The sequence below is a fragment of the Luteimicrobium subarcticum genome (assembly GCF_002798015.1).
Taxonomy (GTDB): domain Bacteria; phylum Actinomycetota; class Actinomycetes; order Actinomycetales; family Cellulomonadaceae; genus Luteimicrobium; species Luteimicrobium subarcticum.
This window is the reverse complement of sequence record NZ_PGTZ01000002.1, coordinates 1-25,276: the sequence shown is the minus strand read 5'-3', so window position 1 is coordinate 25,276 and position 25,276 is coordinate 1. Positions and strand designations below refer to the sequence as shown.

Here is a 25,276-nt window from a genome sequence, read left to right as displayed (position 1 = left end):
CGGCGGCGAGCTCGCCCTGCTGGACGGCGTCGGGCACGTTGACGAACGACTGCGCCGCCGCGACCGCCGCAGCCTGCTGCTCGGGCGTCTCCTCCTGCACCTGGACCTCGAGGTTGAACAGGAAGCCGACGGTCTCCTCCTTGATGGAGTCCGTCATGGCCTGGAAGAGCTGGTAGCCCTCGCGCTGGTACTCGACGAGCGGGTCGCGCTGCGCCATCGCGCGCAGGCCGATGCCCTCCTTGAGGTAGTCCATCTCGTAGAGGTGCTCGCGCCACTTGCGGTCCAGGACGGACAGGGTGACGCGACGCTCGAGCTGGCGGACGTTGTCCTCGCCGAGCTGCTCCTCACGCGACTTGTACTGGTACTCGGCGTCCGACAGGACCTCCTCGAGCAGCAGCTCGCGCGTGAGGTGCATCTCGCCGCCGGCCTGCTCGCGGACCTCGTCGGGCGTGATCGAGATCGGGAACACGGCACGCAGCGCCGTCCACAGCGCGTCGAGGTCCCACGAGTCGGGCGCGCCCTCGGCGGTCGCGCCGTCCACGTACGCCGTCACGACGTCGCGGACGAAGTGCTGCACCTGCTCGGCGAGGTCCTCGCCCTCGAGCACGCGGCGACGCTCGTCGTAGATGACACTGCGCTGGCGCGACATGACGTCGTCGTACTTGAGGACGTTCTTGCGGATCTCGAAGTTGCGCGACTCGACCTGCGACTGGGCGCTGCGGATGCCGCGCGTGACCATCTTCGACTCGAGCGGCTGGTCGTCCGGGAACGCGGCGCGGTTCATGAGGCTCTCGGCGAGGCCGGAGTTGAACAGGCGCATCAGGTCGTCCTGCATCGACAGGTAGAAGCGGGACTCGCCCGGGTCGCCCTGACGGCCGGAACGACCACGGAGCTGGTTGTCGATGCGTCGCGACTCGTGGCGCTCGGTGCCGAGGACGTACAGGCCGCCGAGGTCGGTGACCTCCTCGTGCTCGGCCTTGACCGCGAGCTTCGCCTTCTCGAGCGCGTCGGGCCAGGCTGCCTCGTACTCCTCCGGCGACTCGTTCGGGTCGAGCCCGCGGGCCGCGAGGGCGTCCTGCGCCATGTGCTCGGCGTTGCCGCCGAGCATGATGTCGGTGCCTCGGCCGGCCATGTTCGTGGCGACCGTGACGGCGCCCTTGCGGCCGGCCTGCGCGACGATCTTCGCCTCACGGTCGTGCTGCTTGGCGTTGAGGACCTCGTGCGGGACGCCCTGCTTCTTGAGCAGCGACGACAGCAGCTCGGACTTCTCGACGCTCGTGGTGCCGACGAGGACGGGCTGGCCGTTCGCGTGCCGGTCCACGATGTCGTCGACGACGGCCTGGAACTTGCCGGACTCGTTCTTGTAGACGAGGTCGGGCTGGTCGATGCGCTGCATCGGGCGGTTCGTCGGGATGGGGACGACGCCGAGGGAGTACGTCCCCTGGAACTCGGCCGCCTCGGTCTCGGCGGTACCGGTCATGCCGGAGAGCTTCTCGTACAGGCGGAAGTAGTTCTGCAGGGTGATCGTGGCGAGCGTCTGGTTCTCCGCCTTGATCTCCACGCCCTCCTTGGCCTCGATGGCCTGGTGCATGCCCTCGTTGTAGCGGCGACCGGGGAGGATGCGGCCGGTGTGCTCGTCGACGATCATGACCTCGCCCTTGAGCACGACGTAGTCCTTGTCGCGCTTGAAGAGCTCCTTGGCCTTGATGGCGTTGTTGAGGAACCCGATGAGCGGCGTGTTGAGCGACTCGTACAGGTTGTCGATGCCGAGGTAGTCCTCGACGCGCTCGATGCCGGGCTCGAGGACGCCCACGGTGCGCTTCTTCTCGTCGACCTCGTAGTCGCGGTCGATCTGCAGGCGGCGGGCCACGCGGGAGAACTCGGTGTACCAGCGGTTCGCGTCGCCCGACGCGGGGCCCGAGATGATGAGCGGCGTGCGCGCCTCGTCGATGAGGATCGAGTCGACCTCGTCGACGACGGCGAAGTGGTGGCCGCGCTGCACGAGCTCGTCGGTGCCCCACGCCATGTTGTCGCGCAGGTAGTCGAAGCCGAACTCGTTGTTCGTGCCGTACGTGATGTCGGCGGCGTACTGCTCGCGGCGCTCGGCGGGTGTCTGGCCGGTGAGGATGCAGCCCGTGGTCAGGCCCAGGAACCGGTAGACGCGGCCCATGAGGTCGCTCTGGTACTCGGCCAGGTAGTCGTTGACCGTGATGACGTGGACGCCCTTGCCGGTCAGCGCGTTGAGGTACGCGGGCGCGGTCGCGACCAGCGTCTTGCCCTCACCGGTCTTCATCTCGGCGATGTTGCCGAGGTGCAGTGCCGCGCCGCCCATGAGCTGGACGTCGAAGTGGCGGTGCCCCAGGGTGCGGCGCGCGGCCTCACGGACCGCGGCGAACGCCTCGGGCAGGATGTCGTCGAGCGTCTCGCCCTTGCCGAGACGCTCCTTGAAGCGGTCGGTCTCCTCGCGCAGCTCGGCGTCGCTGAGCTCGGTGAAGCTCTCCTCGAGGCTGTTGACCTGCTCGGCGATGCCGTGCAGCTTCCTGACGATCCGTCCCTCGCCGATGCGAAGGACCTTGTCGACGATCGAAGGCACGCAAGTACTCCCTGCTCATCCCGAGAAGTCCCCGGCGGTCCCGGGGACGGTCGTGCACGAGGCAGACGCCACGACGCACCAGTGGCCCCCATCGTAGGCGCAAAGGCCGACGGCTCGGTGCCCGCTCCACCGACGGGGCTCGACGAGCGCGCCGGGCGCCTCACCGCAGGGCACCGGCGAGGGCCGGCGCGAGCTCACCACGGGGTGCCACGACCACTCGGTCGAGCCCCAGCCAGGCCGCGCAGCGGAGCAGCTCGGCGGCGAGCTCGTCGGCCGTCCCGGCTGCGGTCCACGGCTCGGGGTGCGTCGCCTCGACCCGCAGGACGCCCGCGGCCCGGTCGGCCTTGAGGTCGACGCGGGCGGTGAGCCGCTCCCCCTCGAGGAACGGCAGCACGTAGTAGCCGTGGACGCGCTGGGCGGCCGGCACGTAGATCTCGATGCGGTAGCGCAGGCCGAACAGGTCCTCGAGCCGCGTGCGCTCGAACACGAGCGGGTCGAACGGGCTGAGCAGGGTCGCGGCCTCCGCGCGCCGGGGCGTCGTCGCGTCCCGGTGCCGGTAGTGCGTGCCGGGCACGCCCTCGACCGCGACCGGCAGCAGGACGCCGTCCTCGACGAGCGCGCCGAGCGCCCGGTCGACCCCCGGGCCGCGCAGCCGGTAGTAGTCCGCAAGGGTGCGCCGCGTGCCGATGCCGAGGGCACGCGCCGAGACGTCGAGCAGGTGGCGGTACGCCTCGTCCTGCCGGTCCGCGAAGAACGGGTCGACCGCGCGGACGTCCGGCGGCAGGACCCGCTCGGCCAGGTCGTAGCAGCGCTCGAACGCCGCGTTGCGGCGCGCCGCCATGACCTCGCCCGTGAAGAACAGCAGCTCGAGGGCGCGCTTCGCGACCGACCAGTTCCAGCCCCACTCGACGCGCTCCGCCCGCGGGTGGTCGATCTGCTCCTGCACCTGGGACGCCGTGATCGGGCCGAGCTCGGCGACCATCGCCCGGACGTCCTCGACCACCTGGGGGTGCGTCGTCGCCACTGAGCGGATCGAGCCCCACGCCTGCTGCGCGTACGCCTCCCGGCGCCACCCGAGGTACGGGTACAGGGACGGCGGGACGAAGGACGCCTGGTGCGCCCACGTCTCCACGACGCGACGTGGCGCGCGCCCCGCCGCCCGGTCGAGCAGCGCCGGGTCGTACGCGCCGAGGCGCGAGTACAACGGCACGAGGTGGGCGCGCGCGAGGACGTTCACCGAGTCGATCTGCAGCACCTGCAGGCGGTCGACGACACGCCCCACGCCTGCCGCCGTGACGCGTGCCGCGGCGTCGGGGCGGCGCCGGGCGAGCCCCTGCGCGTGCAGGGCGGTGCGGCGCGCGGCGCTGGCGGACAGCGTCGGCAGGGCGGCGGACGCGCCATCACGTGAGGCCATCTGCCCACCCTGGCACCCGGCACCGACAGCGCACCCGCACGTGCACCCGCACCCGAACCGACGGCGAGGGCCGGACCGCGGTGCGCGGTCCGGCCCTCACCTGGGGACGATCGGCTCAGCCGGCGTCGTGGCAGTCGCAGCGCGTGTCCAGCTGGACGACGCCGTAGGTCCACCCGTGGCGGCGGTACGCGGCCGACGGACGCCCGGTCGCGGAGTCCACGAAGACGTAGAAGTCGTGACCGACCATCTCCATCTGGTAGATGGCCTCGTCGAGCGACATGGGGGTCGCCTCGTGCAGCTTCTCGCGGATCACGACGGGCGAGTCGCCCATCGGGATGTCGACGGCCTCACCGGGGACCGCGGGCGGTGCCACGGGCTCCTCGGCCTCGACCTCCTCGTCCACGGGCGCCTCGACGTCCGGCTTGGGGGTCACGATGTTGGTGCGGTGGTCCTTGCGACGGTCGCGCGCCCGGCGCAGCCTCTCGGCGAGCTTGTCGAGAGCGAGGTCGAGGGCCCCGAACCTGTCGTCCGCCGCTGCCTCGGCCCGGACCACCGGGCCCTTGGCGCGCACCGTGAGCTCCACCCGTTCGCGGACTCCTGCGAGCCGCGGGTTGTTCTCGTGCGTCACCTCCACGTCCACGCGCTGCGCGGTCGGGGACAGCTGTTCGACCTTCGCGAGCTTGTCCTCCGCGTGGCGGCGGAAGCGGTCCGCTACCTCGGTGTGACGGCCGACGACGACGATCTCCATGTGAGCCTCCGGTGGCTGTAGGTGCGCCACCTCCGGCCCTTCCCGGGCCTGTCCGAGGTGACGTCACGTCCTTGCTGCGGAACGGGGCGCCCTGCGGGCGCCGGACGCATCCTCACCTCCCCGTGTCACGGGTTCTCGACGCGACGGAGCCGGCACGAGTTCCCTCGTTCGGCGCCCGCGGCGTCGTCTGACCATCAGGCTAGCAAGCCGTGACCCCGATGCGACATGAAAGCGAACTGTGGGTTCAGGAGGTGCGTCCCAGGCTCCGTCGTGGTGTGGCCGCGACCACGATCGCGGCCACCACGACGGCCCCCGCGGCCGTGAGCGCGACGTCGCAGGCCGCGAGGGTCGCGCCCGTGGTCAGGACGTCGTCGACGAGCACGACGGGCGTCCCGACGGCGGCCCGGGCACGGCGTGTGGACCGGACGCGTCCGCGCAGGTTGGCCGCGCGGTCGCGCGCGCCGAGGCCCTTCTGCCGTCGTCCCCCGGGGCGCAGAGCGAGCGCGCGCACGGTCCGCGCGTCGAGGCCCTCCCCGCGCAGGCCGGCGACGACGGCCCGGGCCAGGTGCTCGACCGGGGCCCTCCCCCGCGCCGCGCGCGACCGTGAGGACGAGGGCGCCGCGACCACGAGCACGGTGTCGCCGACCTGCCGCCGCAGCGGTCCGGCGAGCTCGCGGGCGGCGTGCTGCAGCGCCGCGCCGAGGTGCTGGTCGAGGTCGAGCCGACCGTGGTCCTTCCAGGCGACGACGGCCTGGCGCGCGGCGCCGTCGTAGTCCGCGACGGCCCACACGGGGAGCACCGGCACCCCGACCCGGTCGAGCCGACCCGCGCCGGCCTCGCAGCGGCGCGGGGCACCGAGGCAGCTCGCGCAGTCGTCGCACCACGGCAGGTCCCACCGTCCGCAGCCGGCGCACTCGACGGGGACGACGAGACGTGCAAGGTCGGTCGCGAGGTTCCACCCGGTCATTCGCACAGCGTGGTCGCGGACGCGTCCGCAGCGTGCCGCGAGACCCACCGTGGGCGGGCGAGCGTGGACGGACCGCCCGCGAGCCCGCGGGTGGACAGGCGTCGACCGCTGCGACTGCTGGGACGGCCGGGTCAGCCGGGGAAGGCGGGGAGCCGCACCTCGACGGCCGCTGCCGTCCAGCTCGCGCCCGTCAGGCTCCGCTCCCACAGGGTGCCGTCCTTCGCGGCGGCGAAGACGGCGCGCTCGCCGTGCCCGGCCGCGATCGACACGACGTCGTTCACCGGGGACAGCGCCCGCGTGAACCCGCCGACCGGGACGAGGTTCACGGTGGCCACCGACGCGGCCGCGCCGCGTCCCAGGACGGCGAGCGTGTCGTCGTCGACCCAGACGGCCTGCGTGACGCTCGCGAGGGACGCGCCGACGCTCACGGCGTCCGTGAGGCGCAGCGGCACGCCGGCCTCGTTGCGCACCACGCCGGCGAGGTCGACGCGCGTGCCCGACGCGTTCTGCGACACCACGACCACGCGGGCGCCGTCGCGCGACACCGCGACGGACAGGACGCGTCGTCCGGCCAGCCAGGACGCGTCGACCGGGGTGCTGCGACCGGCGGCGGACAGCGCGAGCAGCGCGGCGTCGTGGTCGGACGACGCCGTCCAGATCCGGTCGAACCGGTCGACGGACGGCCGCGCGAGGTCGGGCGCGGCGAGCAGGAGACGCGCCCTGGTGCCCGAGAGCGACCAGAGCTGGCCGGTGCCCTCGCGCGCCACCACGAGCTTCGCGGACGCCCCCACCGCGAGGGCCGTCGCGGTCGCGGCGCCCGCGTCGACCGTGTCGGGGACCTTGGTGGGCGTGCCGGTCGCGAGGCTGCGAACGCCCCGCCCGACGACGACGTAGGGCCCGGGCCCGGGGTCCGGGTCGACGAGCAGCGCCGCGGACGCGGGCACGGACAGCACGGACCCGGCGGCGAGGACGTCGACGCTCTGGATGCCCGGGAACTGCAGGAGGACAGTGCTGAGCTGCTGGACCATCACGGCGCGGTCCGGCCCGGACGCGGCCTTCGCGGCGGCGGTCAGGTCGACGGTCGCCGTCCCGTCGCCGTCGACGACGACGGAGTCGACGCTGAGGTCGGTGCCCTCGGGGACGGGGTTGCCGACGGCGTCGCGCAGCCACGGTGCGGGGCCGGCGAGCACGGCCTTGACGGCCTGCGTGCGGGCGATGCTCTGCGGGAACCAGCGGACGTCGGGCACGAGCACCTTGGCGTCGGTGGTCGGGAAGTAGACGTCCACCGACCGGTAGACGGAGCTGAAGTTCGCTCCGGACATCTCGATGCCGTCGTCGAGGCGCGTGATGCGCCACTGGCCCGCGGGGTCGACCTCGAGCGTGAACGACAGCTCCTTGTGGGTGCCGCGCGGCTCCTCGGTGAACTCGCCGTCGTTGCCGAGCGACGCGAGGGTCGCGACGTCGCCGCGGACGCGCGCTGTCGTCCCGGGGGTGGGGGCGGGCTGCGCGGCGGCCGCGTCGCCGCCCGGGTCGGCGGCGTCGGGCCCGGCTCCTGCGGCGGCGGCGGCGGTGCCGGACGCGAGGGTCGGTTCGCCGGAGTACACCGCGACGGACGCCCAGGGGTCCCAGTCGGTGACGTCGTCGGCGAGGTACTCGCGCGCGACGGTGAAGTCGTCGGAGACGCCCTGGGCGAGCGCGTCCATGAAGCCGCGGACGATCTCGACGGGGGCCGCGCCCTGGCGGGGCGAGTCGGGGGTGCCGAGGTAGACCTGGCCGGGCTCGGGCACCTCGGACGTGCCCTGGTGGACGTCGCCGGACGTCGGGAAGACGGCGCACCCGCCCACGAGCGCGAGCAGGAGGAGCAGGGCCGAGGCGGTGGCGCGACGGCGGGCGGTGGTCATCGGTCTCCCTCCGGTGCGGCGTGCAGCTGCGGCAGGGCGGCGGGGCCGTGGTCGGACGGGACGGTGCCCCGGCCGAGCCCCGACGGGCCGTCTGCGGTGTCACGGATCTCGTCGGGTGTCGCGGAGCGCGGCACCTCGGAGGCGGGCACGAGCGGCAGGGGCGACTCGGTGAGCAGGATGCCGGCGCGGCGCGGCACGGTGAGCCGGAACGACGCGCCCCGGCCGGGGCGTCCCCACGCCTCGAGCCAGCCGCCGTGCAGGTGGGCGTCCTCGAGCGCGATGGCGAGGCCGAGCCCGGTGCCGCCGGTGGTGCGGGCGCGGGCGGGGTCGGCGCGCCAGAACCGGTCGAAGACGTGACCGGTCTCGTCCTGGGTGAGGCCCACCCCGAAGTCGCGGACGACGACGGCGGCGGCGCGCTCGTCGGCGGCGACGTCGATCTCGACGGGTCCGCCCTCGGCGTGCTCGACGGCGTTGACGACGAGGTTGCGCAGGACGCGTTCGATGCGGCGGGTGTCGAGGTCGGCGATGACGGGTCGCTCGGGCAGGTTCGCGCTGATCCACACGCCCTTGCTCTCGGCGAGCGGGAGGACGTGCTCGACGACCGCGTCGACGGCGCGCGACAGGTCGGAGCGTTCTGCCTCGAGCCCCACGGCCCCGGCGTCGAAGCGGGAGATCTCGAGGAGGTCGGCGAGGAGCTCCTCGAACCGGTCGATCTGGGCGCGCAGCAGCTCGGCGGAGCGGCGGGACGCGGGCTCGAACTCGTCGCGGGACGCGTAAATGACCTCGCCGGCCATGCGGATCGTGGTGAGCGGGGTGCGCAGCTCGTGCGACACGTCGGACACGAACCGGCGTTGGAGCGTCGAGAGCTCCTCCCAGCGGGCGATCTGCACCTGGAGGCTCTCGGCCATGCCGTTGAACGCGCGGCCGAGGGTCGCCATCTCGTCGGTGCCGCGCACGGCGAGGCGTTCGTCGAGGCGCCCGTCGGCGAGGCGTCCGGCAACCCGGGCGGCGTTGCGCACGGGGACGACGACCTGGCGGGCGACGAGGAACGTGGTCGCGCCGACGAGGCCGAGCAGCACGATCGCGCCGATCGCGAGGACGGACTGGACGAACCGGAGCGTGGACTCGTCGTCGGCCAGCGAGTACAGGTAATACAGCTCGAAGTCGCCTACGACGGGCAGGGTGACCCGGGAGCCGACGACGACGCCCGGCTCGGACGACCCGTCAGGCTGCGGGATGGCGACGGACTGCCAGTACTGGCCCTGCCCGTTCTCGACCTGCGAGCGCAGGTCGTCGGACACGAGACCGCGGAACTCCTGCGTGGTGCTCACGCCGACGACGGACGGCGCCGCGGTGGAGCCCGCGGGGCGGACGAGGAACACGTCCCGGTTGCCCGACCCGCTCTGCTGGAGCTGCGGGACCGTGTCGTTGAGGAGCTGCTGGACCTCGGTGGAGTCCTTCGCCGAGGCCGCGTCGAAGGTCGACTGCGCCTGCTGGGTGGAGCGCTGCGACTCCTGGAGGATCTGGTCGACCCGCCGGTCGAACAGGCCGTTGCGCACCTGCACCGACAGGTAGGCGCCGAGCACCGCGACGACGACGATCCCGACGACGAGCGAGCTGGTGACGACCCGCACCTGCAGGGACGAACGCCAGCGCGCGGCGGCGCGGCGGGGCCACGACGCGACGGCGCGCCCGACGCGCCGCACCCGCAGGGCTGCGCGCCGGCCACGTCCGCGTCCCGCGCGCCCGCCCGTGCCCGTCATGTCAGGACGACGCCGTCCCCGCCTTGTAGCCGACGCCGCGGACCGTGAGGACGATCTCGGGGTTCTCGGGGTCGTGCTCCACCTTGGACCGCAGCCGCTGCACGTGGACGTTCACGAGGCGCGTGTCGGCGGCGTGCCGGTAGCCCCACACGCGCTCCAGCAGGACCTCGCGCGAGAACACCTGCCAGGGCTTGCGCGCGAGCGCGACGAGGAGGTCGAACTCGAGCGGGGTGAGCGAGATGACGGTGTCGCCCCGCATGACCCGGTGACCCGTCACGTCGATGCTGATGTCACGGATCGCCAGGACCTCGGGGGCCGTGTCGTCCGTGCGGCGCAGCCGTGCGCGGATGCGCGCCACCAGCTCCTTCGGCTTGAACGGCTTCGAGACGTAGTCGTCGGCGCCCGACTCCAGACCCGTGACCACGTCGAGCGTGTCGCTCTTGGCCGTCAGCATGATGATCGGGACGCCCGACTCCGACCGGATCTCCCGGCACACCTGCGTGCCGTCCTTGCCGGGCAGCATCAGGTCGAGCAGCACCAGGTCGGGCTGCGACGCCCGGAACACACCCAGCGCGGCGTCACCGTTGGCACAGAAGACCGGCTCGAACCCCTCCGACTTGAGGACGATGCCGATCATCTCCGAGAGAGCGGTGTCGTCGTCGACCACCAGCACGCGAGATCTCATGCGGGCAAGTCTGCCATTGGTGCAGGTGCGGGTGGGTCGAGCACGCCGACGGTGCAGCCGGTGGGCCGGACTCGACGCACGTACACCCGTTGAACCTTGCCGGCCCGGGGTGGTTCCTGTGGCCGACCGTCAGAGGCACACCCCGCAAGCAAGGCACCCTTCATTCATCCGGGCTTGCCAGCCTCGATAAATCGGGGGCGAGGCACTCTCCCGCATGTCGACTTCAGGATTGGCCGCCAGGGGGATGAGCGGACGCTCTCGACCAAACGACCCTCATGTCTGCCTTCTCGGCGACGAGGCCAGACCGCCGCAATCGGAAATATTTCCCGAGTGGGACTCTCCCGGCAGGGCAGTCAGCCGGCAAACCGCTTGCTGAGGTGCCGAGATCGGTGGCGTGCATGCTGTGTGGCCCAGGCGGCATGCTCGATTTTCGACAGGAGCCCCGTCGCCACATTCTTCTCGGAGTATTCCTCCAGCCAATCGAGCGCCAAGTGAACCCAATAGTCGAGTTCCGAAGCCACTGCCTCGGCAAGGATCGCGCCGAAGGGGATGAAGGCCACAAGGAAGCCGTCGCCCAGTCCGACGTCCCGCTCACACTGCCGAAGTTCGGCGATGACTGCAGGACGCGGACGTTCGAGCAGCGGGAGAAGGCCTGTCGGACGGGCGCGATCGACGCGCCGAATCGGCGCATCGTGGCTACCCACGTACAGTTCTCCTCCTGCCAGCCCGAGCCACAGATCTCCGCTGAGACTTACGAGCCTTGTCCAGCCCGTCCCAAAGTCGTCAACCATGGGCACCATGATGACCACAACTATTCATACTGGGACTCTGACGTCACGAAGCCAGTTCGGCGGCCCGTCGCGCGACCTTCGCGTCCGGGTCATGGAGCAAGCCCGAAGCTGCGGCTGCCATCCTGTCGCGATCGGCTTCTGCTGCATCCAGCAGGTCCAGGCCACCAAGCCTCAGCATCGGCGTCGAATCATCAAGCATGCCGTAGAAGGTCGGCAACGCTTTCCGCAACTCGTCGATGCAGCGCGCCGCGAGATCCGGATCTCCCTTAGACGCGAGTTCGCGCTCATGTGGTTCTCCGAACGCGATCTCCACAAGCAGGTTCGCGATCCGCTCCCGGACGAACGCTGCGCGGGGCTGACTCAACGCGACGAGAAGCGGTCCGACCACCCACCTCGCGGACTCAAAGAGCTGGCCCTGAACGACAACGCTGTTGTCCAGCTTCCAGTACGCGACCTCGGCCTCCGGAGCAGTGCGAGCGGCAAGCAACTCACGGACTGCACCAGGAACGAACCCTGAGGATCCGCTCGCCGAGCGGAGCGAGTTCCAGTCGACCCGCTCCATCAGTCTTTCAATGATCATCCGAGTTCATCCCATCGTCCGCCTGGCTTGTGCAGCGTCCCAGCGGGGAACTGGGACGGACCATAGCGCACTTGGCAGTCGTGGCAGATCGGAACTTGTTGGCCTGTTCGCGGCCGGATCGCCTCAGTGAACTGGATGCCCGACGGGTCGATCCCCAACTGGCGCTCGACATCGTTCTCCGCGCATCCAAGCGGGTTCCTGTTGCAGCCCGAGATCGCGCTGCTCGGTCCGCGCGCGGGGTCGTACCCACCAGTCACAGTCGCCTTCGACGACCCGACCTCAGCCGCGAGTGCGTCTCGCTGTGAACGCGCAGCGGCGAGCGCCTCATCTGCGGTGTTTGCCTCTAAGTCTTCGGCGCCGACTTTAACAGTGGTCTTGAGGCCTGCGCGTGCGGGTGCGGCGAGCAAGGAGAGGCCTTCGCCGACGCCGGTGAAGTCGAGGACGGTGATCCCGACCTGGAACCTGAGCTCTTCGTTCCAGCCGGTGAATCCGCCCCACTGGGAGAAGTCCCCGGTCTGGAACGCGGTGTAGGTGCGGTTGGTGAACTGGTACTGGGAGTAGCCGGGGATCGCGTTGAGAGCGACTTCCTTGACGGTCTCCTGGTGCGTCGAGACCCAGTCGCCGACCTTGCCCCCGATCCCGCTCGGGGTCGCCCACCAGATCGTCGACTTCGCTGTCGTCGTCGCCGGCGCGGCAGGCGTCGACGCCGGTGTGGACACGTGCCTGCGGTGCTGTGCGACACCAGGGTTGTCGTCGACACCGGGACGCAGGACGTCACTTGCACCCGGATCGTAGGCCGGGACCAGCCCGGTCGGGTCGGACCAGGTGGTGGGGTTGTTGTTCGCGTACGCGTACGCGGACCACTGCTGGGGGTCGGCGAGGTCCATGATCGGGTCGACGGAGATGAACCGTCCCAGACCGGGGTCGTAGTAGCGGGCACCGACCTGCGTCAGCCCGGTGGTGTCGGTGGGCTTGTCGAGGAACCCGTGGTCACCAGGGAACGTCCCCGCCTGCCCCCGCACCCCACCGAACGGGTCCTGACGCTTGACGGTCAGCTTGTTCGTGGTGTCGGTGACCGCGTACTGCGCAGTGTTCTGCGTGTCCGGGATCAGGGTCGTGACCCCCGCCAGGGCGGGAGCGGTCCGCACCGCGACCGTCTGCCCACCCAGCGTGTAGTACCGGGTCGCCGACAGCGTGGACGCCCCGGTCAACGTGAGCTCCTGCCCACCAGGCAGGTACGCGGTCACGGTGTTTTGCCCTGGCGGCGCAGCAGCCGGTCACCGTCCGCCGAGTACACGTACGTGCCCTGCGACGCGCCCGACGACGTCTTCTTGACCCCGGAGAGTTCCCCGTCGGCGTCCCAGGTCAGGGACTGGGCGTCCTTCCCACCAACCGCCCGGGAGACCATGTTCCCGGCCTGGTCGTAGGCGAACGTGGAGTCGACCTCACCCACACCCGTCGCGCTCGACGTCGTCGCGACCTTCGTGACCGCGTGCGGACCCGCGCTCCCCGACCCGTCATACGGGTACGCGCTCGTCGTCGTCGTCCCGTCGCCCGCGTGATTGACCACCGACGTCCGGTTCCCGACCTCGTCATACCCGAAGGTCGACCAGTACGGCGCCGCACCACCCAGATTCGACACCGTACGACCCGACCGCTTTCAGGCCGGGACCGACCCGCCATCTCTCGACAGACTCACACTGGCGGGGAAACGCCACAGCCTCATGCCGCAGCCTGATGAAGAATCGAGGCTAGTCGCCGTTGAATACCAAGTAGCGATGCGGCCGTTGCTGAACGATTCCAATAGCTGCTTCGATATCTTCGACCTGGTTCCGGATCTCCGTCATCTCTCGCAGTTCAACTAGTTCTAGTGCCACCGTGTGCGTTTGACGCCGGTTGAAGATCGTGTCGTCGTATTCGTCGACACCCGCCAAGAAGGGCAATTCACGAAGTTGCGCTTCCTTGAGCAGTCGTGTCACGTCGATGGCACCTCGTCGGATTACTTCTCCAGTGTAAGATCGAATCCATATGGTCGTTCCCATGGAACCTCCTTATCTGGGTACGCCTGGGGGCATGGTTACTACGCCGCCAAATTGATCGCTTATCACGCTATAGGCGGAAATCGCCAGCCCGGCCTCGATATCGACCCCGATTGGCCTGCCGGCGTCACACACGCGCAGGCAGTTTCCGTTGGACTGGACAGATGCGGGAAATTTCCTGCGTCTTCTGCCAAATCATAGAGGTCTTCGTCATCGTGAAAATAGCCCTTCGAGGCGTCGCGAGTTGCACCCGACGTCGTATGCTTGCCCCGCACATATATTTCACCGGCATCGTCGAGAAATGGTTCGGCACAGGTGTTGTGGACGAGGATGTCGTCGGCACCTACATGGTAGGTATGGATGTTGCGGATGGACAGGTTGTCGGCGGTGCCGACGTGGGTGGTGGGTCGGGATGCGGCGATGGTGTGGGGCTTGCCATCGGCCCCGAGGACCCTTTCGCCGGTGGTGAGGTGGTCGGCGCGTTCGAACTGGTTGTCGGTGGCTGACCAGAAGGGACGGTTGGCCGTGGTGGTCAGGCTGGTGCCGTCGTCAAGGGTGACCTTGTAGGAGTGGTCGGTGTGCGTGAAGACCTGCTCGACGGGCTCGGAGGCTTGCTCGCCAGTCTCGGGGTCGGTGGCGAGCACCTTGTCGCCGGTCGTGACGTCCCTGATGTGCTTTTGCGTGCCGTCAGCGAGCAAGACAGCTGTCGAGCCCGCGAAGAGCACGCTTTGCCCGCACTGTTGACGAACGACGAGTTCCCGAACTTGAACAAGCCTTAGTGATCGACTCGGACAGCAGCGGCGTTCCGGAGGCCCTGGGCGAGCTCGTCACGCTCGGGCGGACATTGACGAAGCGCGCCGCTGACGTGCGGGCGTTCTTCGACCTGCACGGCACCAGCAACGGACCGACGGAGGCGATCAACGGACGCCTCGAGCACTTGCGCAGCTCCGCCCTGGGTTCCGCAAGCTCACCCACTACATTGCTCGCTCGCTCCTGGAAGCCGGCGGCTTCAGGCCGCTGCTGCACCCTCATCTGCGATGAGCCACTTTGATCAGTAGCCAAGCAGCCGAAGATCGGCACCGCTGCCGTCGGTTACGCGAATAGTGAGCGCTGGGCTCGGCCAAACGGCAACAAAGCCATCCCCGTGCGAAAACTCCAAACGTTCATCCTCCGCGCCCGATATCTCGATTCTGAACTCCGTTGCCGGCTCAAGTTCGAACTCGCCCGCACCAGGCTCGAAAAGTACTGTCAGTGGACTGTCTCCTGCGGGCCGCAGAATAAGGACATATTCCCCATTGTTGCCGTTTTCGCTTGCTGCCTTCATCCTGATCAACCCCCGAGGTTAACTATAATGTCATTGAGGAGTTCGACGCGCGCTTGGTTCGTTGCATTTGCCGGGTTAGCGACTCCGCGACCATCCTCCACGGCTTGGCGATAGAAGTCGCGCCATGCCGTTGCGGACGAGACATTCAGACCGGGAATCTGGCCGAGTTGTTCGGCAGAACGACCGATTAGCGCCCTTGCGTTAGTCGCTGCCGCTCCTCCGCCCCCGCCGGCGCCCCAAACCATCTTGCCCCACTGCGCCCGTGTGAGACCGCTCGGAACCGTAGCGTCGGCCGCAGCGCGAAGTTCAGGGAGTGTCAACCTTGCAGGGCTTCCCGCGGCAGAGAGAGTAGCGTCCGCTCCCGCGCCTTCAACACTAGCCTCGGCAGTGGTCTTGAGGCCTGCGCGTGCGGGTGCGGCGAGCAGGGAGACGCCTTCGCCGACGCCAGTGAGGTCGAGCGCGGTGATCCCTACCTGGAACTTGAGCTCTTCGTTCCAGCCCATGAATCCGCCCCACTGGGAGAAGTCCCCTGCCTGGAACGCCGTGTAGGTGCGGCTCGTGAACTGGTACTGGGAGTAGCCCGGGATCGTGTTCGGAGCGACTTCCTTGACGATCTCCTGGTGCGTCGAGACCCAGTCGCCGATCGCTCCTCCGATCCCGTCCGGGGTTGCCCACCAGATGGTCGACCTTGAGGTCGTCGTCGGCGGCCCGTCCGGAGTGGACGTGGATGTGCTGCTGGAGGTGGTGGTCGAGCCCGTCGAGGTGTCCGAGTGTGTGCCGCCGTGGCGTCCGTCGGGCAAGGTCATCCCGATCGGTGCAAGGCCGGTGGGGTCGGTCCAGGTGGTGGGGTTGTTGTTCGCGTATGAGTACGCGGCCCACTGCTGCGGGTCGCCGAGGTCCATGACCGGGTCTACCGAGACGAACCGGCCCAGGGCGGGGTCGTAGTAGCGGGCACCGACCTGGGTCAACCCGGTCGCGTCGGCGGGCTTGTCGAGGAACCCGTGGTCCCCCGGGAACGTGCCCCCCTGCCCGCGGGGCACGCCGAACGGGTCCTGGTGACGCACCGTGAGCTGGTTGGTGGTGTCCGTGACCGCGTACTGCGCGGTGCCCTGGGCGTCGGGGACCAGGGTAGTCACCCCGCTCGGTCCCGACCCGGTGCGCACCGCGATGGTCTGCCCACCGACCGTGTAGTACCGCGTCGCGGCCAGCGTCGACGTCGCGGTCGTCAACGTGAGCTCCTGCCCACCGGGCAGGTACGCCGTGACCGTCCCGCCCTGACGGCGTAGGAGACGGTCCCCGTCCGCCGAGTACACGAACAGGCCCTGCGAGACGCCGCTCGAGGTCGTCGCCACACCCGCGAGCCGACCGCCCGCGTCCCACGCAAGCGTCTGGGCGTCTGTACCGCCCACCGCCCGCGAGACCATGTTCCCGGTCTTGTCGTAGGCGAACGCAGAGTCGACCTGCGCGACACCCACCGCGCTCGACGTCGTCGCGACCCTCGTGACCGCGTGCGGACCCGCACCACCCGACCCGTCGTACGAGTACACGCTCGTCGTCGTCGACCCGTCGGTACCGTGACCCACCACCGACGCCCGGTTCCCCACCACGTCATACCCGTAGGACGACCAGCACGGCGCCGCACCACCCAGGTTCGACGCCGTACGGCCCGAGACCCCGCAGTCCGCCGTCCTCGGGGTCCACGCCTGCGTCAGACGCCGCAACCCGTCATACGAGAAACACTGGTAGTCAGCGGCATGCCCGCTCGTCGTCGGCCCGTCCACCGCCGCGCGGGCCTGCTCGCGGCCTGCCGAGACGACCGCGCAGTACGCGGTCACGGACACCACGAACCAGCTCACGGTGCGTCACCAGGACCCGTTCGGTGTGCCCCGCGGGCAGGGCGGCGGGCAGGGGGGCACGTTCCCCGGGGACCACGGTTTCCTCGACAAGCCCACCGACGCGACCGGGCTGACCCAGGTCGGTGCCCGCTACTACGACCCCGCCGTGGGCCGGTTCGTCTCGGTCGACCCGATCATGAACCTCGGCGACCCCCAGCAGTGGGCCGCGTACTCGTACGCGAACAACAACCCCACCACCTGGACCGACCCCACCGGGAACCTCCCCAGCAACCCGCACCCGGACGGCATGACCGAAGGGGAGTGGCGGGCCCTGACCGGGCACGGATCAGGCAGCGGCTCGTCCACCACCCCCAGCAGCACATCCACCTCCGCACCGGACGGCACCGCGAAAACGACCGGGACCGTCACCTACACCGCGACGAGCTACACCGACGGCGGTGGCAGCTCCACCAGCTCCACCACCAGCGGGTACCCCGCATGCGCGGACCTGTGCGGGGAGCAGGTCGACTGGGGCGCGAACGTGACCGGTCTGCGCGACGGACTGTGGGACCACCGAACCGACATCGCCATGGGCGCCGCGACCGCGGCCCTCGCCCTGGCCTGCCCCGAGACGGGGGGCCTGACCTGCGCCGTCATGGGCGTGATGCTCGCCGCAACCAGTGCCGACAGCTACCACGACCAAGGCAACGACTGGGGCACCTCCGTCGGACTCGCCGCCATGGCCATCGTCCCCGACCTCGGACCCGAACTCTCCGCAGGTGGCAAGATAGCCGCATCGACAGGCGCCAAGGGAGTCGCAGGCACCGCATCTCGCCTTGCGGATAGCGGTTTTATCGATCCAGCAACCGTGAGGTTCAGTCAGAGCAGCATCAAGAACACGTTCCGCGATGGCACCACGATTCAGTCACTTGCCGAAGGGCTCCGGAATGGGAGCGTCAGGGCCAGAGATGTCCCACAGATCCGTCTCGTCGAACGCGGTGGTGAGATATTTTCACTCGATAATCGCCGATTGGCGGCTTTCCAGCAGGCGGGAGTAGATGCTCCCTATCGCATGGCTACCACAGCCGAGATGCCCAAAGAAGAGTGGAAGTTCTCGACAAAGAATGGCGGCCTCTCAATCCGCATTAGAGGAAATGGGTAATGGAAACCAGCAAGCCTCACCAGGCGCCAATGAATAGATCGGACTTTGCAGACTTCATCGATCGCCTTGCCGATTCCTTCTCTGCTGATCCAGACGAGTGGGAAAATGCAAATCTGCTCGATTTCCTGCGCGCATGGGCTGCATGGCTTGAGGACATGGATGGGTACTTTTCCGGTCGCCACGAACCAGTTCCGAGTCAGCCCACATGGCAGTTGATCGCGGACATGCTTCTCGCCGCCCGTGTCTACGAGTGATGCAATAGCGGCTCTTCGCCGATCCGGTGGGGAGTGACGGCGGCGGTGTGACGGGCTGGGTGTAGGGGTCGAGGTCCCCGATGATCAGAAGCGCCAACCACTGATCGACTTCGAGGACCTCGACGTTCCAACGCTACGGGGTGCGCTGGCGCGCCCACTACTACCGATCCTTGTGCTCGTTGTGATGTGCTGCTCGGCCTGCCTGAGGTCAGCGTCGAGTCGGTCGAGCGGGCCGAAACGTCGATGACGGTCACGGTCTCGACGCCGTGGCACCTGATGGGCTGCCCGGACTGCGAGGTGGTCGCGCCGAGCCGGGGCAGGCGCAGGCGCGTCCTGCACGACGTGCCGCACGGTGACGTCCGGGTCCGGCTCGTGTGGCGGCAACGCACGTGGCGCTGCCCGGAAGCGGCGTGTCCACGCGGGACGTTCACCGAGCAGGTCCCGACCCTGGTCGCGGCGCGGGGGTCGATCACGGTCCGGGCGGTGGCGTGGGCGATCGGGCAGCTGCGCCGTGAGCACGCCACGATCGCCGGACTGGCACGCCGCCTCGCGGTGTCCTGGTGGGCGCTGTGGCGTGCGATCAAGCCCGTCCTCGAACGTCTCGCGGGCGACGAGTCCCGGTTCGCCGGCGTCAGGTCCCTGGGGGTAGACGAGCACATCTGGCACCACGGCGACCGGCACGTGCGCGGCCCCAAGGAGCTGACCGGGATGGTCGACCTGACCCGCGACGAGAAGGGCCGCGTGCACGCCCGGCTGCTGGACCTGGTCCCGGGCCGCTCGAAGAAGGCCTACGCCGACTGGCTCAATGAGCGCGGCGAAGCGTTCCGGGCGAACATCGGTGTCGCGGCGCTCGACCCGTTCGGGGGCTACAAGGCCGCGATCGACGACCAGCTCGCCGACGCGACCGCGGTCCTGGATGCGTTCCACGTCGTCAAGCTCGGCACCGCCGTGGTCGACGAGGTCCGACGCCGTGTCCAGCAGGACACCACCGGGCACCGCGGCCGCAAGGGCGACCCACTGGCGGGGATCCAGACCATCCTGCGTGCCGGCGCGGAGCACCTGACCGACAAGCAGTGGGCGCGCCTGACCCGCGCGATCGAGACGAACGACGCTCACGAGGAGGTGTTCGTCGCCTGGCAGTGCGCCCAGGACCTACGCGCCGCCTACCGCGCACGCGACCTCGCCGACGGCCGCAAGCTGGCCCAGCACGTCCTGAACTCGTTCCACACCTGCCCGATCCCCGAAGTCGCCCGGCTCGGGCGGCCCCTACGCCGCTGGCGCGACGCGTTCCACGCCTACTTCGATACCGGCCGCCAGAACAACGGGCCGACCGAGGCCGTCAACGGGATCATCGAGCTCCACCGCCGCCTCGCCCGCGGCTACCGCAACTACGACAACTACCGCCTCCGCATGCTCCTCGCCGCCGGTGGCCTCACGACCTGATCCCCACCGGATCGACGAAGAGCCGCTTATCCGAGTTCGCTACCTCATCGCACGTAAGGCAGGTCGGAGCCAGCGTCCTTCATCATCTCTTCGTAGAGACCGATCCATTCGCGCACGGTCTGGGTGGCGAAGCCTTCCGGGTTCTCTTCTTCGAGGTCTTCGAGAAGACTCACGAGTGTGTCGCCTTGGACGATAAGTCCAGGAAAAACGCGCTCAGGGTCTAGGACGAGGCGGAGATTGCCTCTGCGATCAATGATCTCGGCGTTCATGTCATCCAACCGGGTTGAAAGGTGATGTGGGGCAGTTGCTCATTGAGGGGTCCTGTTAGGACGTCGATCCGACGACTGTGCCCGAGCTCGACGGGCCCGCGCGGGAGCAAACTCGAGACCGAGTGCCTGACGCGTGAATTGATTCCTGAGATCACGTAGTCCCAGTCGGAGTATCCATGCGACGTCCCGGCGCCCGGCTACCCACCAGCGAAATCGGCTGGTCGATTCGATTGGCGGCGTTCTGGATCCGTGTCGCTTGGCTCACCGAGATGTTATCGAGGGATGGCCCTGAACCAACCGTCACGGAGCCCGGCATTGCCCGAACTGCGGCTTCTGCCTCGCTCGCGCTGCTCGCGCTGGCTTCGCCTGCTTTGCGTCCTGCTCCGGACTCGACGATACCGCGCCCGGCGTCGATGAGGGCTTCGGTGCCGTCGAGTGCGGCGCGTGCCTCGTCGAACTCACCACCGAGGGGGAGACTGGCGACGGATGCGACGGCCATGCTGCAGGCGAACCATGCGCCGCCAGAGTCGCACCGGTTGAAGTCGTCCATGTCGGCGGCGTACCAGAGCACCCACTCCGCGATGCTTTGGCGCTTGTCGTGGGGGACGAACGTGGGGTCGTAGTGCCCCGAGTTTTTAGCGGGGTACCCGCTGGTGGTGGGGCTGGTGGAGCTGCCACCGCCGTCGGTGTAGCTCGTCGCGGTGTGAGTGACGGTCCCGGTAGACCGTGCCCCGGCGTCCGGGGTGGACGGGCCGCCGACGACGACCTCAAGCTCGACGATCTGATGGGCAACCCCCAGCGGGATCGGGGGAAAGATGGCGACTGGGTCTCGACCCACCAGGAATTCGTCAAGGAAGTCGCACTCAACGCGATCCCCCGGGTACCCCCAGTAGCAGTTCACGCGCCGCACCTACACGGCGTTCCAGACCGGGGACTTCTCCGAGTGGGGCGGAGCGATGGGCTGGCGTGACGAGCTCCAGTTCCAGGTAGGGATCACCGCGCTCGACCTCACCGGCGTCGGCGAAGGCGTCTCCCTGCTCGCCGCACCCGCACGCGCAAGCCTCAAGACCACTGCTAGAGTCGGCGCCGAAGACGCAGCCGCAAACACCGCAGCCAAGATTCCATGGACATCCTGGTCGAACTATCCAAAGGTCACACAGGAGGGGCGGAATTACGCTCAGGTAGGCGAGCGCTTGTACACGCGGCACGCTGTTGACCGCATGCAGCCCAGCGGGCTTGGCGCACCGGCGGGAGCAACTAGCCCTGGTAGGAGCGTTTCGCCGGCATTCTTCGAGGACGTGTTGGGCAGCACGCAGGGAAGCCCGGTCAGGGGCCCGAACGGAGAGGCTCGGCTCTCCTACGCAAGCGGTACCGTTCAGGTCATAACGGAGAATGACGTCGTCATTACGGTGATCACGCGATGAAGATGAACGAATACAATTCTAAGGTTTCCTCGGACGTCCTTGCGGCGATTTCGGGGCTCGAAATCGGCTCACGGTCGATTGGCGACGTACAAGCGGTTCTGCAGAGCGCAATTCCGCAATTCGAAAATGACGGCTCCGAGGTCGCGGATGCCGTGCGGCTAGCGGAAGCCGATATCGAGGAGATCCAGTTCACTACGCTGCGCGACGAACAGCTCGGGGCCGTAATCTTTCGGCTCCGGGATCTTCGCGATATACTTGATGAGGCATCGGATATATAAGAGCCCTATTCACCAGCCTGTTCGGTAGCGTTCGAGGAGGGTGATCAGGCGGATGATGCGGGGTAGTTCTCGGAGGGGTCCGCGCCAGCCCTTGGCGACGATCTTCCAGCATTTGATGAGGCCGATGACGCGCTCGACGGGTGCGCGCAGGGACGCGACGGAGCGGTTCCACTGTTTGTCGTGGTCGGTGCGGAGTCGCCGATCCATTGGACATCGTCCAGGACGAGGTTCCAGCCGGTGGCGTGCAGGGCGCCGGCGTCGTGGCGGGCTCCGGGCACTGGGTCGGACACGGCGAGCAGGTGCCCGTCGAGGGTGGCGGCGACCTGGATGTTGAGGCACTGCACGTGGTGCTTGCCCGAGTAGTTGTCCCGTCCTGTCGCGGCGCGGTTGCCGGTGGGGACGTAGGTCCCGTCGACCGGGATCACGCGCCCGGCGGTCTGGGAGGCCAGGTCTGCCCCGTGCAGACAGGTGACCTGCTCGAGCAGCGGCACGATCCGACGGAAGATCCTCGAGACCGTCGGCTGGGACACCCCGCACAGGTCCGCGACGAGCTGCTGGGGCAGGTTCTGGCGCAGCATCACCAGGACGATCTCGACCTGGCGACCCAGCGGGACCTTCCACCGGGGCAGTGGTCCGCGGCCGGTCAGTACCTGGAAGATCCTCGCGGTCAGCTCGGCGACCTCGCCGGGACCCAGACCGCACGTAGAGTTGTAGCGCAACGGCTTCCTGCCAGTGAGCGATGGTTGGTGTGGTAACCCCATCCTCGCAGGTCAGGGAGCCGTTGCCCCGTCCCCGGACCCCTCACGCAGGCGCCATCACCGGCCCAGCCGCGAGCCACGTGAATAGGGCTCTGAGAACACCGCATTGCGGCGTGCGTTGGAATTCTAGCCGTCGGCCGGTTGGAGTTTTCGTGCGAACCGCTCGCCATCGGGCGTGAGCCGCAGCCAAAATCCAGCACCCATCGGGTGCCATGCGAGTTCGTCCAGCTCTGCGGCAGATCGTGGAACCCAGTTTCCGACGCACGACTGCCAGTCCTCGAATCCCGCCGCCCCAAGTTCGCCCGGGACCATCAGACCGCCGGTGTAGATGCGGTCGAGGACGCCGAGCACCCGACGCTTCGATTCATCGTTGATCCTGCCCTCGGTGCAGAGCCAGACGACGTCGTGCAGCGAAACCCAGTCGGCAAGTCCCGAGGTTACCAACTCGGCGATGATCTGTTGTTCTTTCACCAGGGCACCCCGTCTGCTAAGTGGACCGGGACCTTGACCCCGGGTCGTGGACACGGGGGTGGGTTACGCCGCTGACGGCAGCGTAGTGGTGGTCGTGATGTTCTCGTAGTCGGCGGGGCTGACGTAGCCGCACCAGGAGTGTCGGCGGCGGTTGTTGTAGCGGATGATCCAGCGGAACACCTCACGACGGCAGGTGGCCTCGTCGGGCCAGCAGGCGGCGTCTTGCAGGACCTCGCGTTTGAGGGTCGCGTTGAACGACTCGGCCAGAGCGTTGTCCGCGGAGGTGCCCACGGCGCCCATCGACTGGGTCACTCCGAGTCGTTTGTACAGCTTGGCGTAGGCCTTCGAGCAGTAGACCGACCCGTGGTCGGAGTGGAACACCGATCCCTTGAGGCTGCCGCGTGCCCCGGCGGCCGCGGTCAGCGCGTCGGCGACGAGGTCGGTGCGCATGTGGTCGGCCACGGCCCACCCGACCAGGCGGCGCGAGTAACAGTCGATCACGGTCGCGAGGTAGAGGTTCCCGCCGCCGGCGGCGGCGCTGATCGGTAGGTAAGTGATGTCACCGACGTACTTGCGGTTCGGGGCGTCGGCGGTGAAGTCACGTCCGAGCAGGTCGGGGAACTTCTGGTCCGCGGGCTCGGGGACCGTGGTCCGCACCCGCCTCTTCTTGACGTAGCCCGCGATGCCGGCGGTGCGCATCACGCGGGCGACGCGCTTGTGGTTCACCCGCTCGCAGGCGGGCACGCCGTCGTTGAGCTCGGCGGTCATGCGCGGGGCACCGACGGTGTTGTCCGCGCCGTGCACGACACGGATCCGGCTCGCCAGTGCGGCGTCAGCGGCGGCACGGACCGCCCGGGCCGGTGCGGCCGCCCGCCACGCGTAGTAGGACGAACGCTTGATCTCCAGGAGCTGGCACAGTCGCTTCACCTCGAAGGTGGCCGAGTGGTCGGCGACGAACTGGAAGCGACTCACCAGCGCGTCTGCCCGGCGAAATGCTTCGCCGCCTTCTGCAAGATCTCCCGCTCCGTGACCAGCTTGGTGGTCTCGACCTCGAGCTCACGTACCCGTGCCTCGAGCCGGGCGACCTTCTGCTCCGGCGTCTCACCATCGCGTGGCTCGCGCGCGGCGGTCGCGACCTTCACCTGCAACGGGCTGCGCGCAAGCGTTCCGTCGGCCGCGGTCTCCTTGCCCGTCCCGTACGCCTCGAGCCAGGCCCGCAACGTGCCCCGCACGACGCCCAGGTCTCCAGCGATCCCACGGACCGTGGCCCCCGGGGTGGACTCGTACAAGTCGACGGCCTGACGACGGAACTCCTCGGAGTAGTTCTTCCTGGCCATGTCCTGGATCATCTCGCTTCCCCAGCAGTGCTGGCTTCAGCGTGTCCACGATCCGGGGTCAAGGCCCTCGTCGAGTTGGTCGAGGGCTTCGAGGTGCAGGCGCAGGGTGGCGTCTTGGGGGCCGCGTTCGTCGTCGTTGAAGACGAGTTCGTCGGTGGTGACGGCGAGAGCGACGGCGAGAGCGACGGCGAGGGCTCGGAGGACGTCGAGGGTGGCAGCTGGAGCTGCTGCGCGACCCGGACCTGGTGGAGCGGACACCGTAGGGCACGGCGGTTCTGCGAGGAAGGTCTACCGCGAGACGCCGAAGGGACTGGAGTGGTACCGCGATGCCGGCAAGTACGGCGACTACATCGATCCCGCGCTCAAGCACACGAGGGACGTCGGTACGATCGTTCGGCGGTCAGTGGACATGATCGAGTCTGCTGATGAATTCGTGAGACTCATCAGTCTGGTGCTGGCCCGAAGTAGCTTGCCGCGCTCTCCAAGATCTAGGGCATGTCTCCTAACGAACCTGGAACGATCTGCCTGTGGCGGTCTTGGAGTATCCGAGCGGTGGCGGGTCTCGCCGACGTGCTGGATCCTGGGGCGGTCGCGAAGCGAGAGGCCGTGGTGCTGAACTGAGCAAGGAGATCGCGCCGCGGCACCTTCTGCACGGACGGATCAACCGGGTCGAGGCGTCGAGGCCAGCGACGCCGTGATCGTCCAGCTTTCGGATGGCACCTTCGCGCTCGTGCATCCGACGTGAACCCGGCGGCAGGAGTCGCTCCCGTTCCCGACCTCGAGGCTGCTCCGTGACGCTGAGGCCGCATCCGTCGCGATCCTCCAGTGGGAGCAGGACTGGTAGCGCGGTGCGTCAGCTGCGACGAGCTTGGCTCCGTTGCCGCAACCGACATCGAGCACCGACCGCCCGACGACGTCGCCGAGGACCGCGCGCTGCGCGGGCCACTCGACGAGCCGGTCCAGCGAGTCCTCTCGGGCTCGGGCGGCTTCGTAGCCTTGAGCGAGGCTCTGCCACGGCGCGCTCGCGTCGCCACCCGCCGTGCCGGCCACCGCCGACTCCGCGCGATCGTCAGGAACCGTCATGGAGCATGAAAGTAGCGGTTCCCAGACCGTCGATCGACGCGCACACGACGTCCGTCCAGGGACTAGGTGTTGTGGCTCATGAGGTTGGTGACACGGGTCGGGGTGTGAGGAAGGGGTAGGCCCTGGCGGCAGGATGGAAGTACCTCTACGACCGCCT

At 68.8% G+C, this 25,276-nt stretch carries 25 protein-coding genes and 4 pseudogenes; 6 read left to right on the top strand and 23 right to left on the bottom strand.

Going from position 1 to position 25,276, the window contains the following annotated elements; translation table 11 throughout:
- Positions 1–93: 93 nt before the first annotated feature.
- The 13 genes and pseudogenes from secA to CLV34_RS00360 form a co-directional block, all read right to left on the bottom strand.
- Positions 94–2,593 (bottom strand): annotated as a pseudogene (secA, locus tag CLV34_RS00415) (preprotein translocase subunit SecA); the annotation flags it as partial.
- 160 nt (positions 2,594–2,753) lie between these two features.
- Positions 2,754–4,007 carry a winged helix-turn-helix domain-containing protein gene (locus tag CLV34_RS00410; protein WP_100348328.1) on the bottom strand — a complete coding sequence of 418 codons (1,254 nt, stop codon included), beginning with the start codon at positions 4,005–4,007 and terminating at the stop codon, positions 2,754–2,756.
- A 115-nt stretch (positions 4,008–4,122) separates the two neighbouring features.
- On the bottom strand, positions 4,123–4,755 hold the full coding sequence (gene hpf, locus CLV34_RS00405) for a ribosome hibernation-promoting factor, HPF/YfiA family (RefSeq protein WP_100348327.1): 633 nt from the start codon (positions 4,753–4,755) through the stop codon (positions 4,123–4,125).
- 244 nt (positions 4,756–4,999) lie between these two features.
- The gene (locus CLV34_RS00400) at positions 5,000–5,722 is read right to left on the bottom strand and encodes a ComF family protein (protein ID WP_100348326.1); all 723 of its coding nucleotides are present in this window, start codon (positions 5,720–5,722) and stop codon (positions 5,000–5,002) included.
- Between the two features lie 131 nt (positions 5,723–5,853).
- Positions 5,854–7,623, bottom strand: a complete 1,770-nt coding sequence (locus tag CLV34_RS00395; protein ID WP_100348325.1) for an LpqB family beta-propeller domain-containing protein — start codon at positions 7,621–7,623, stop codon at positions 5,854–5,856.
- Entirely contained in the window at positions 7,620–9,386 is a 1,767-nt protein-coding gene (gene mtrB, locus CLV34_RS00390; RefSeq protein WP_100348324.1) for an MtrAB system histidine kinase MtrB, read from the bottom strand. The genes CLV34_RS00395 and mtrB overlap by 4 nt, the downstream gene beginning before the upstream one ends.
- Position 9,387: 1 nt before the next feature.
- The gene (mtrA, locus tag CLV34_RS00385; RefSeq protein ID WP_100348323.1) at positions 9,388–10,071 is read right to left on the bottom strand and encodes an MtrAB system response regulator MtrA; all 684 of its coding nucleotides are present in this window, start codon (positions 10,069–10,071) and stop codon (positions 9,388–9,390) included.
- 353 nt (positions 10,072–10,424) lie between these two features.
- The gene (locus CLV34_RS00380; protein ID WP_157803638.1) at positions 10,425–10,862 is read right to left on the bottom strand and encodes a hypothetical protein; all 438 of its coding nucleotides are present in this window, start codon (positions 10,860–10,862) and stop codon (positions 10,425–10,427) included.
- A gap of 43 nt (positions 10,863–10,905) precedes the next feature.
- Entirely contained in the window at positions 10,906–11,424 is a 519-nt protein-coding gene (locus CLV34_RS00375; protein WP_157803637.1) for a hypothetical protein, read from the bottom strand.
- 14 nt (positions 11,425–11,438) lie between these two features.
- Positions 11,439–12,653 (bottom strand): RHS repeat-associated core domain-containing protein, encoded by a 1,215-nt coding sequence (locus CLV34_RS00370; RefSeq protein WP_157803636.1) that lies wholly within the window; start codon positions 12,651–12,653, stop codon positions 11,439–11,441.
- A 32-nt stretch (positions 12,654–12,685) separates the two neighbouring features.
- Positions 12,686–13,084 carry a hypothetical protein gene (locus CLV34_RS00365; protein ID WP_100348319.1) on the bottom strand — a complete coding sequence of 133 codons (399 nt, stop codon included), beginning with the start codon at positions 13,082–13,084 and terminating at the stop codon, positions 12,686–12,688.
- Between the two features lie 109 nt (positions 13,085–13,193).
- The gene (locus tag CLV34_RS16210) at positions 13,194–13,421 is read right to left on the bottom strand and encodes a hypothetical protein (RefSeq protein WP_157803635.1); all 228 of its coding nucleotides are present in this window, start codon (positions 13,419–13,421) and stop codon (positions 13,194–13,196) included.
- Between the two features lie 125 nt (positions 13,422–13,546).
- Complete coding sequence (locus CLV34_RS00360; protein ID WP_100348318.1) at positions 13,547–14,206, bottom strand: Hint domain-containing protein; 660 nt, start codon at positions 14,204–14,206, stop codon at positions 13,547–13,549.
- Positions 14,207–14,253: 47 nt separating this feature from the next.
- On the opposite strand from CLV34_RS00360, the pseudogene CLV34_RS00355 reads away from it, so the two are divergent.
- Positions 14,254–14,522: pseudogene (locus CLV34_RS00355) on the top strand (transposase); the annotation flags it as partial.
- Positions 14,523–14,532: 10 nt separating this feature from the next.
- On the opposite strand, the gene CLV34_RS16205 reads toward CLV34_RS00355, so the two are convergent.
- Both CLV34_RS16205 and CLV34_RS00350 read right to left on the bottom strand, forming a co-directional pair.
- Positions 14,533–14,814: a hypothetical protein gene (locus tag CLV34_RS16205; protein ID WP_157803634.1), complete on the bottom strand. Its 282-nt coding sequence runs from the start codon at positions 14,812–14,814 to the stop codon at positions 14,533–14,535.
- Complete coding sequence (locus tag CLV34_RS00350) at positions 14,811–16,661, bottom strand: RHS repeat-associated core domain-containing protein (RefSeq protein WP_100348317.1); 1,851 nt, start codon at positions 16,659–16,661, stop codon at positions 14,811–14,813. Before CLV34_RS00350 ends, CLV34_RS16205 begins: the two co-directional genes overlap by 4 nt.
- Position 16,662: 1 nt before the next feature.
- Here CLV34_RS00350 and CLV34_RS16200 point away from each other — a divergent pair, with 1 nt between their 5' ends.
- The 3 genes from CLV34_RS16200 (at position 16,663) to CLV34_RS00335 (ending at position 19,499) form a co-directional block, all read left to right on the top strand.
- A complete protein-coding gene (locus CLV34_RS16200) occupies positions 16,663–17,802 on the top strand; it encodes an RHS repeat-associated core domain-containing protein (RefSeq protein ID WP_157803633.1) in 1,140 nt (379 codons plus the stop codon).
- Positions 17,802–18,056 carry a DUF7660 family protein gene (locus tag CLV34_RS00340; RefSeq protein ID WP_100348316.1) on the top strand — a complete coding sequence of 85 codons (255 nt, stop codon included), beginning with the start codon at positions 17,802–17,804 and terminating at the stop codon, positions 18,054–18,056. Before CLV34_RS16200 ends, CLV34_RS00340 begins: the two co-directional genes overlap by 1 nt.
- Positions 18,057–18,242: 186 nt before the next feature.
- Positions 18,243–19,499: an ISL3 family transposase gene (locus CLV34_RS00335; RefSeq protein WP_211289313.1), complete on the top strand. Its 1,257-nt coding sequence runs from the start codon at positions 18,243–18,245 to the stop codon at positions 19,497–19,499.
- Between the two features lie 44 nt (positions 19,500–19,543).
- Here the strand turns inward: CLV34_RS00335 and CLV34_RS00330 are convergent, their stop codons facing one another.
- Positions 19,544–19,768, bottom strand: a complete 225-nt coding sequence (locus tag CLV34_RS00330) for a DUF6959 family protein (RefSeq protein WP_100348315.1) — start codon at positions 19,766–19,768, stop codon at positions 19,544–19,546.
- Positions 19,769–19,919: 151 nt separating this feature from the next.
- The gene (locus tag CLV34_RS00325; protein WP_100348314.1) at positions 19,920–20,669 is read right to left on the bottom strand and encodes a hypothetical protein; all 750 of its coding nucleotides are present in this window, start codon (positions 20,667–20,669) and stop codon (positions 19,920–19,922) included.
- A 55-nt stretch (positions 20,670–20,724) separates the two neighbouring features.
- On the opposite strand from CLV34_RS00325, the gene CLV34_RS16195 reads away from it, so the two are divergent.
- Together CLV34_RS16195 and CLV34_RS00320 are read left to right on the top strand one after the other, a co-directional pair.
- On the top strand, positions 20,725–21,192 hold the full coding sequence (locus CLV34_RS16195; RefSeq protein WP_157803632.1) for a hypothetical protein: 468 nt from the start codon (positions 20,725–20,727) through the stop codon (positions 21,190–21,192).
- On the top strand, positions 21,189–21,470 hold the full coding sequence (locus CLV34_RS00320) for a hypothetical protein (RefSeq protein WP_100348313.1): 282 nt from the start codon (positions 21,189–21,191) through the stop codon (positions 21,468–21,470). The genes CLV34_RS16195 and CLV34_RS00320 overlap by 4 nt, the downstream gene beginning before the upstream one ends.
- A 9-nt stretch (positions 21,471–21,479) precedes the next feature.
- On the opposite strand, the gene CLV34_RS17160 is transcribed toward CLV34_RS00320, so the two are convergent.
- The 6 genes and pseudogenes from CLV34_RS17160 to CLV34_RS16625 all read right to left on the bottom strand — a co-directional run bounded on the left by CLV34_RS17160 (position 21,480) and on the right by CLV34_RS16625 (position 25,119).
- A complete protein-coding gene (locus CLV34_RS17160; protein ID WP_281255151.1) occupies positions 21,480–21,677 on the bottom strand; it encodes a transposase family protein in 198 nt (65 codons plus the stop codon).
- A gap of 74 nt (positions 21,678–21,751) precedes the next feature.
- Positions 21,752–22,048 (bottom strand): annotated as a pseudogene (locus CLV34_RS17155) (helix-turn-helix domain-containing protein); the annotation flags it as partial.
- Positions 22,049–22,354: 306 nt separating this feature from the next.
- Positions 22,355–22,699 carry a hypothetical protein gene (locus tag CLV34_RS00310; RefSeq protein WP_100348312.1) on the bottom strand — a complete coding sequence of 115 codons (345 nt, stop codon included), beginning with the start codon at positions 22,697–22,699 and terminating at the stop codon, positions 22,355–22,357.
- A 63-nt stretch (positions 22,700–22,762) separates the two neighbouring features.
- A protein-coding gene (locus CLV34_RS00305; RefSeq protein WP_100348347.1) for an IS3 family transposase occupies positions 22,763–24,036 on the bottom strand; the annotation gives its coding sequence in 2 pieces (ribosomal slippage) (positions 22,763–23,694 and positions 23,694–24,036; 1,275 coding nt in all).
- A 69-nt stretch (positions 24,037–24,105) separates the two neighbouring features.
- Positions 24,106–24,249 (bottom strand): annotated as a pseudogene (locus CLV34_RS17250) (helix-turn-helix domain-containing protein); the annotation flags it as partial.
- Between the two features lie 447 nt (positions 24,250–24,696).
- On the bottom strand, positions 24,697–25,119 hold the full coding sequence (locus CLV34_RS16625; protein WP_211289312.1) for a hypothetical protein: 423 nt from the start codon (positions 25,117–25,119) through the stop codon (positions 24,697–24,699).
- Positions 25,120–25,276 lie beyond the last annotated feature (157 nt).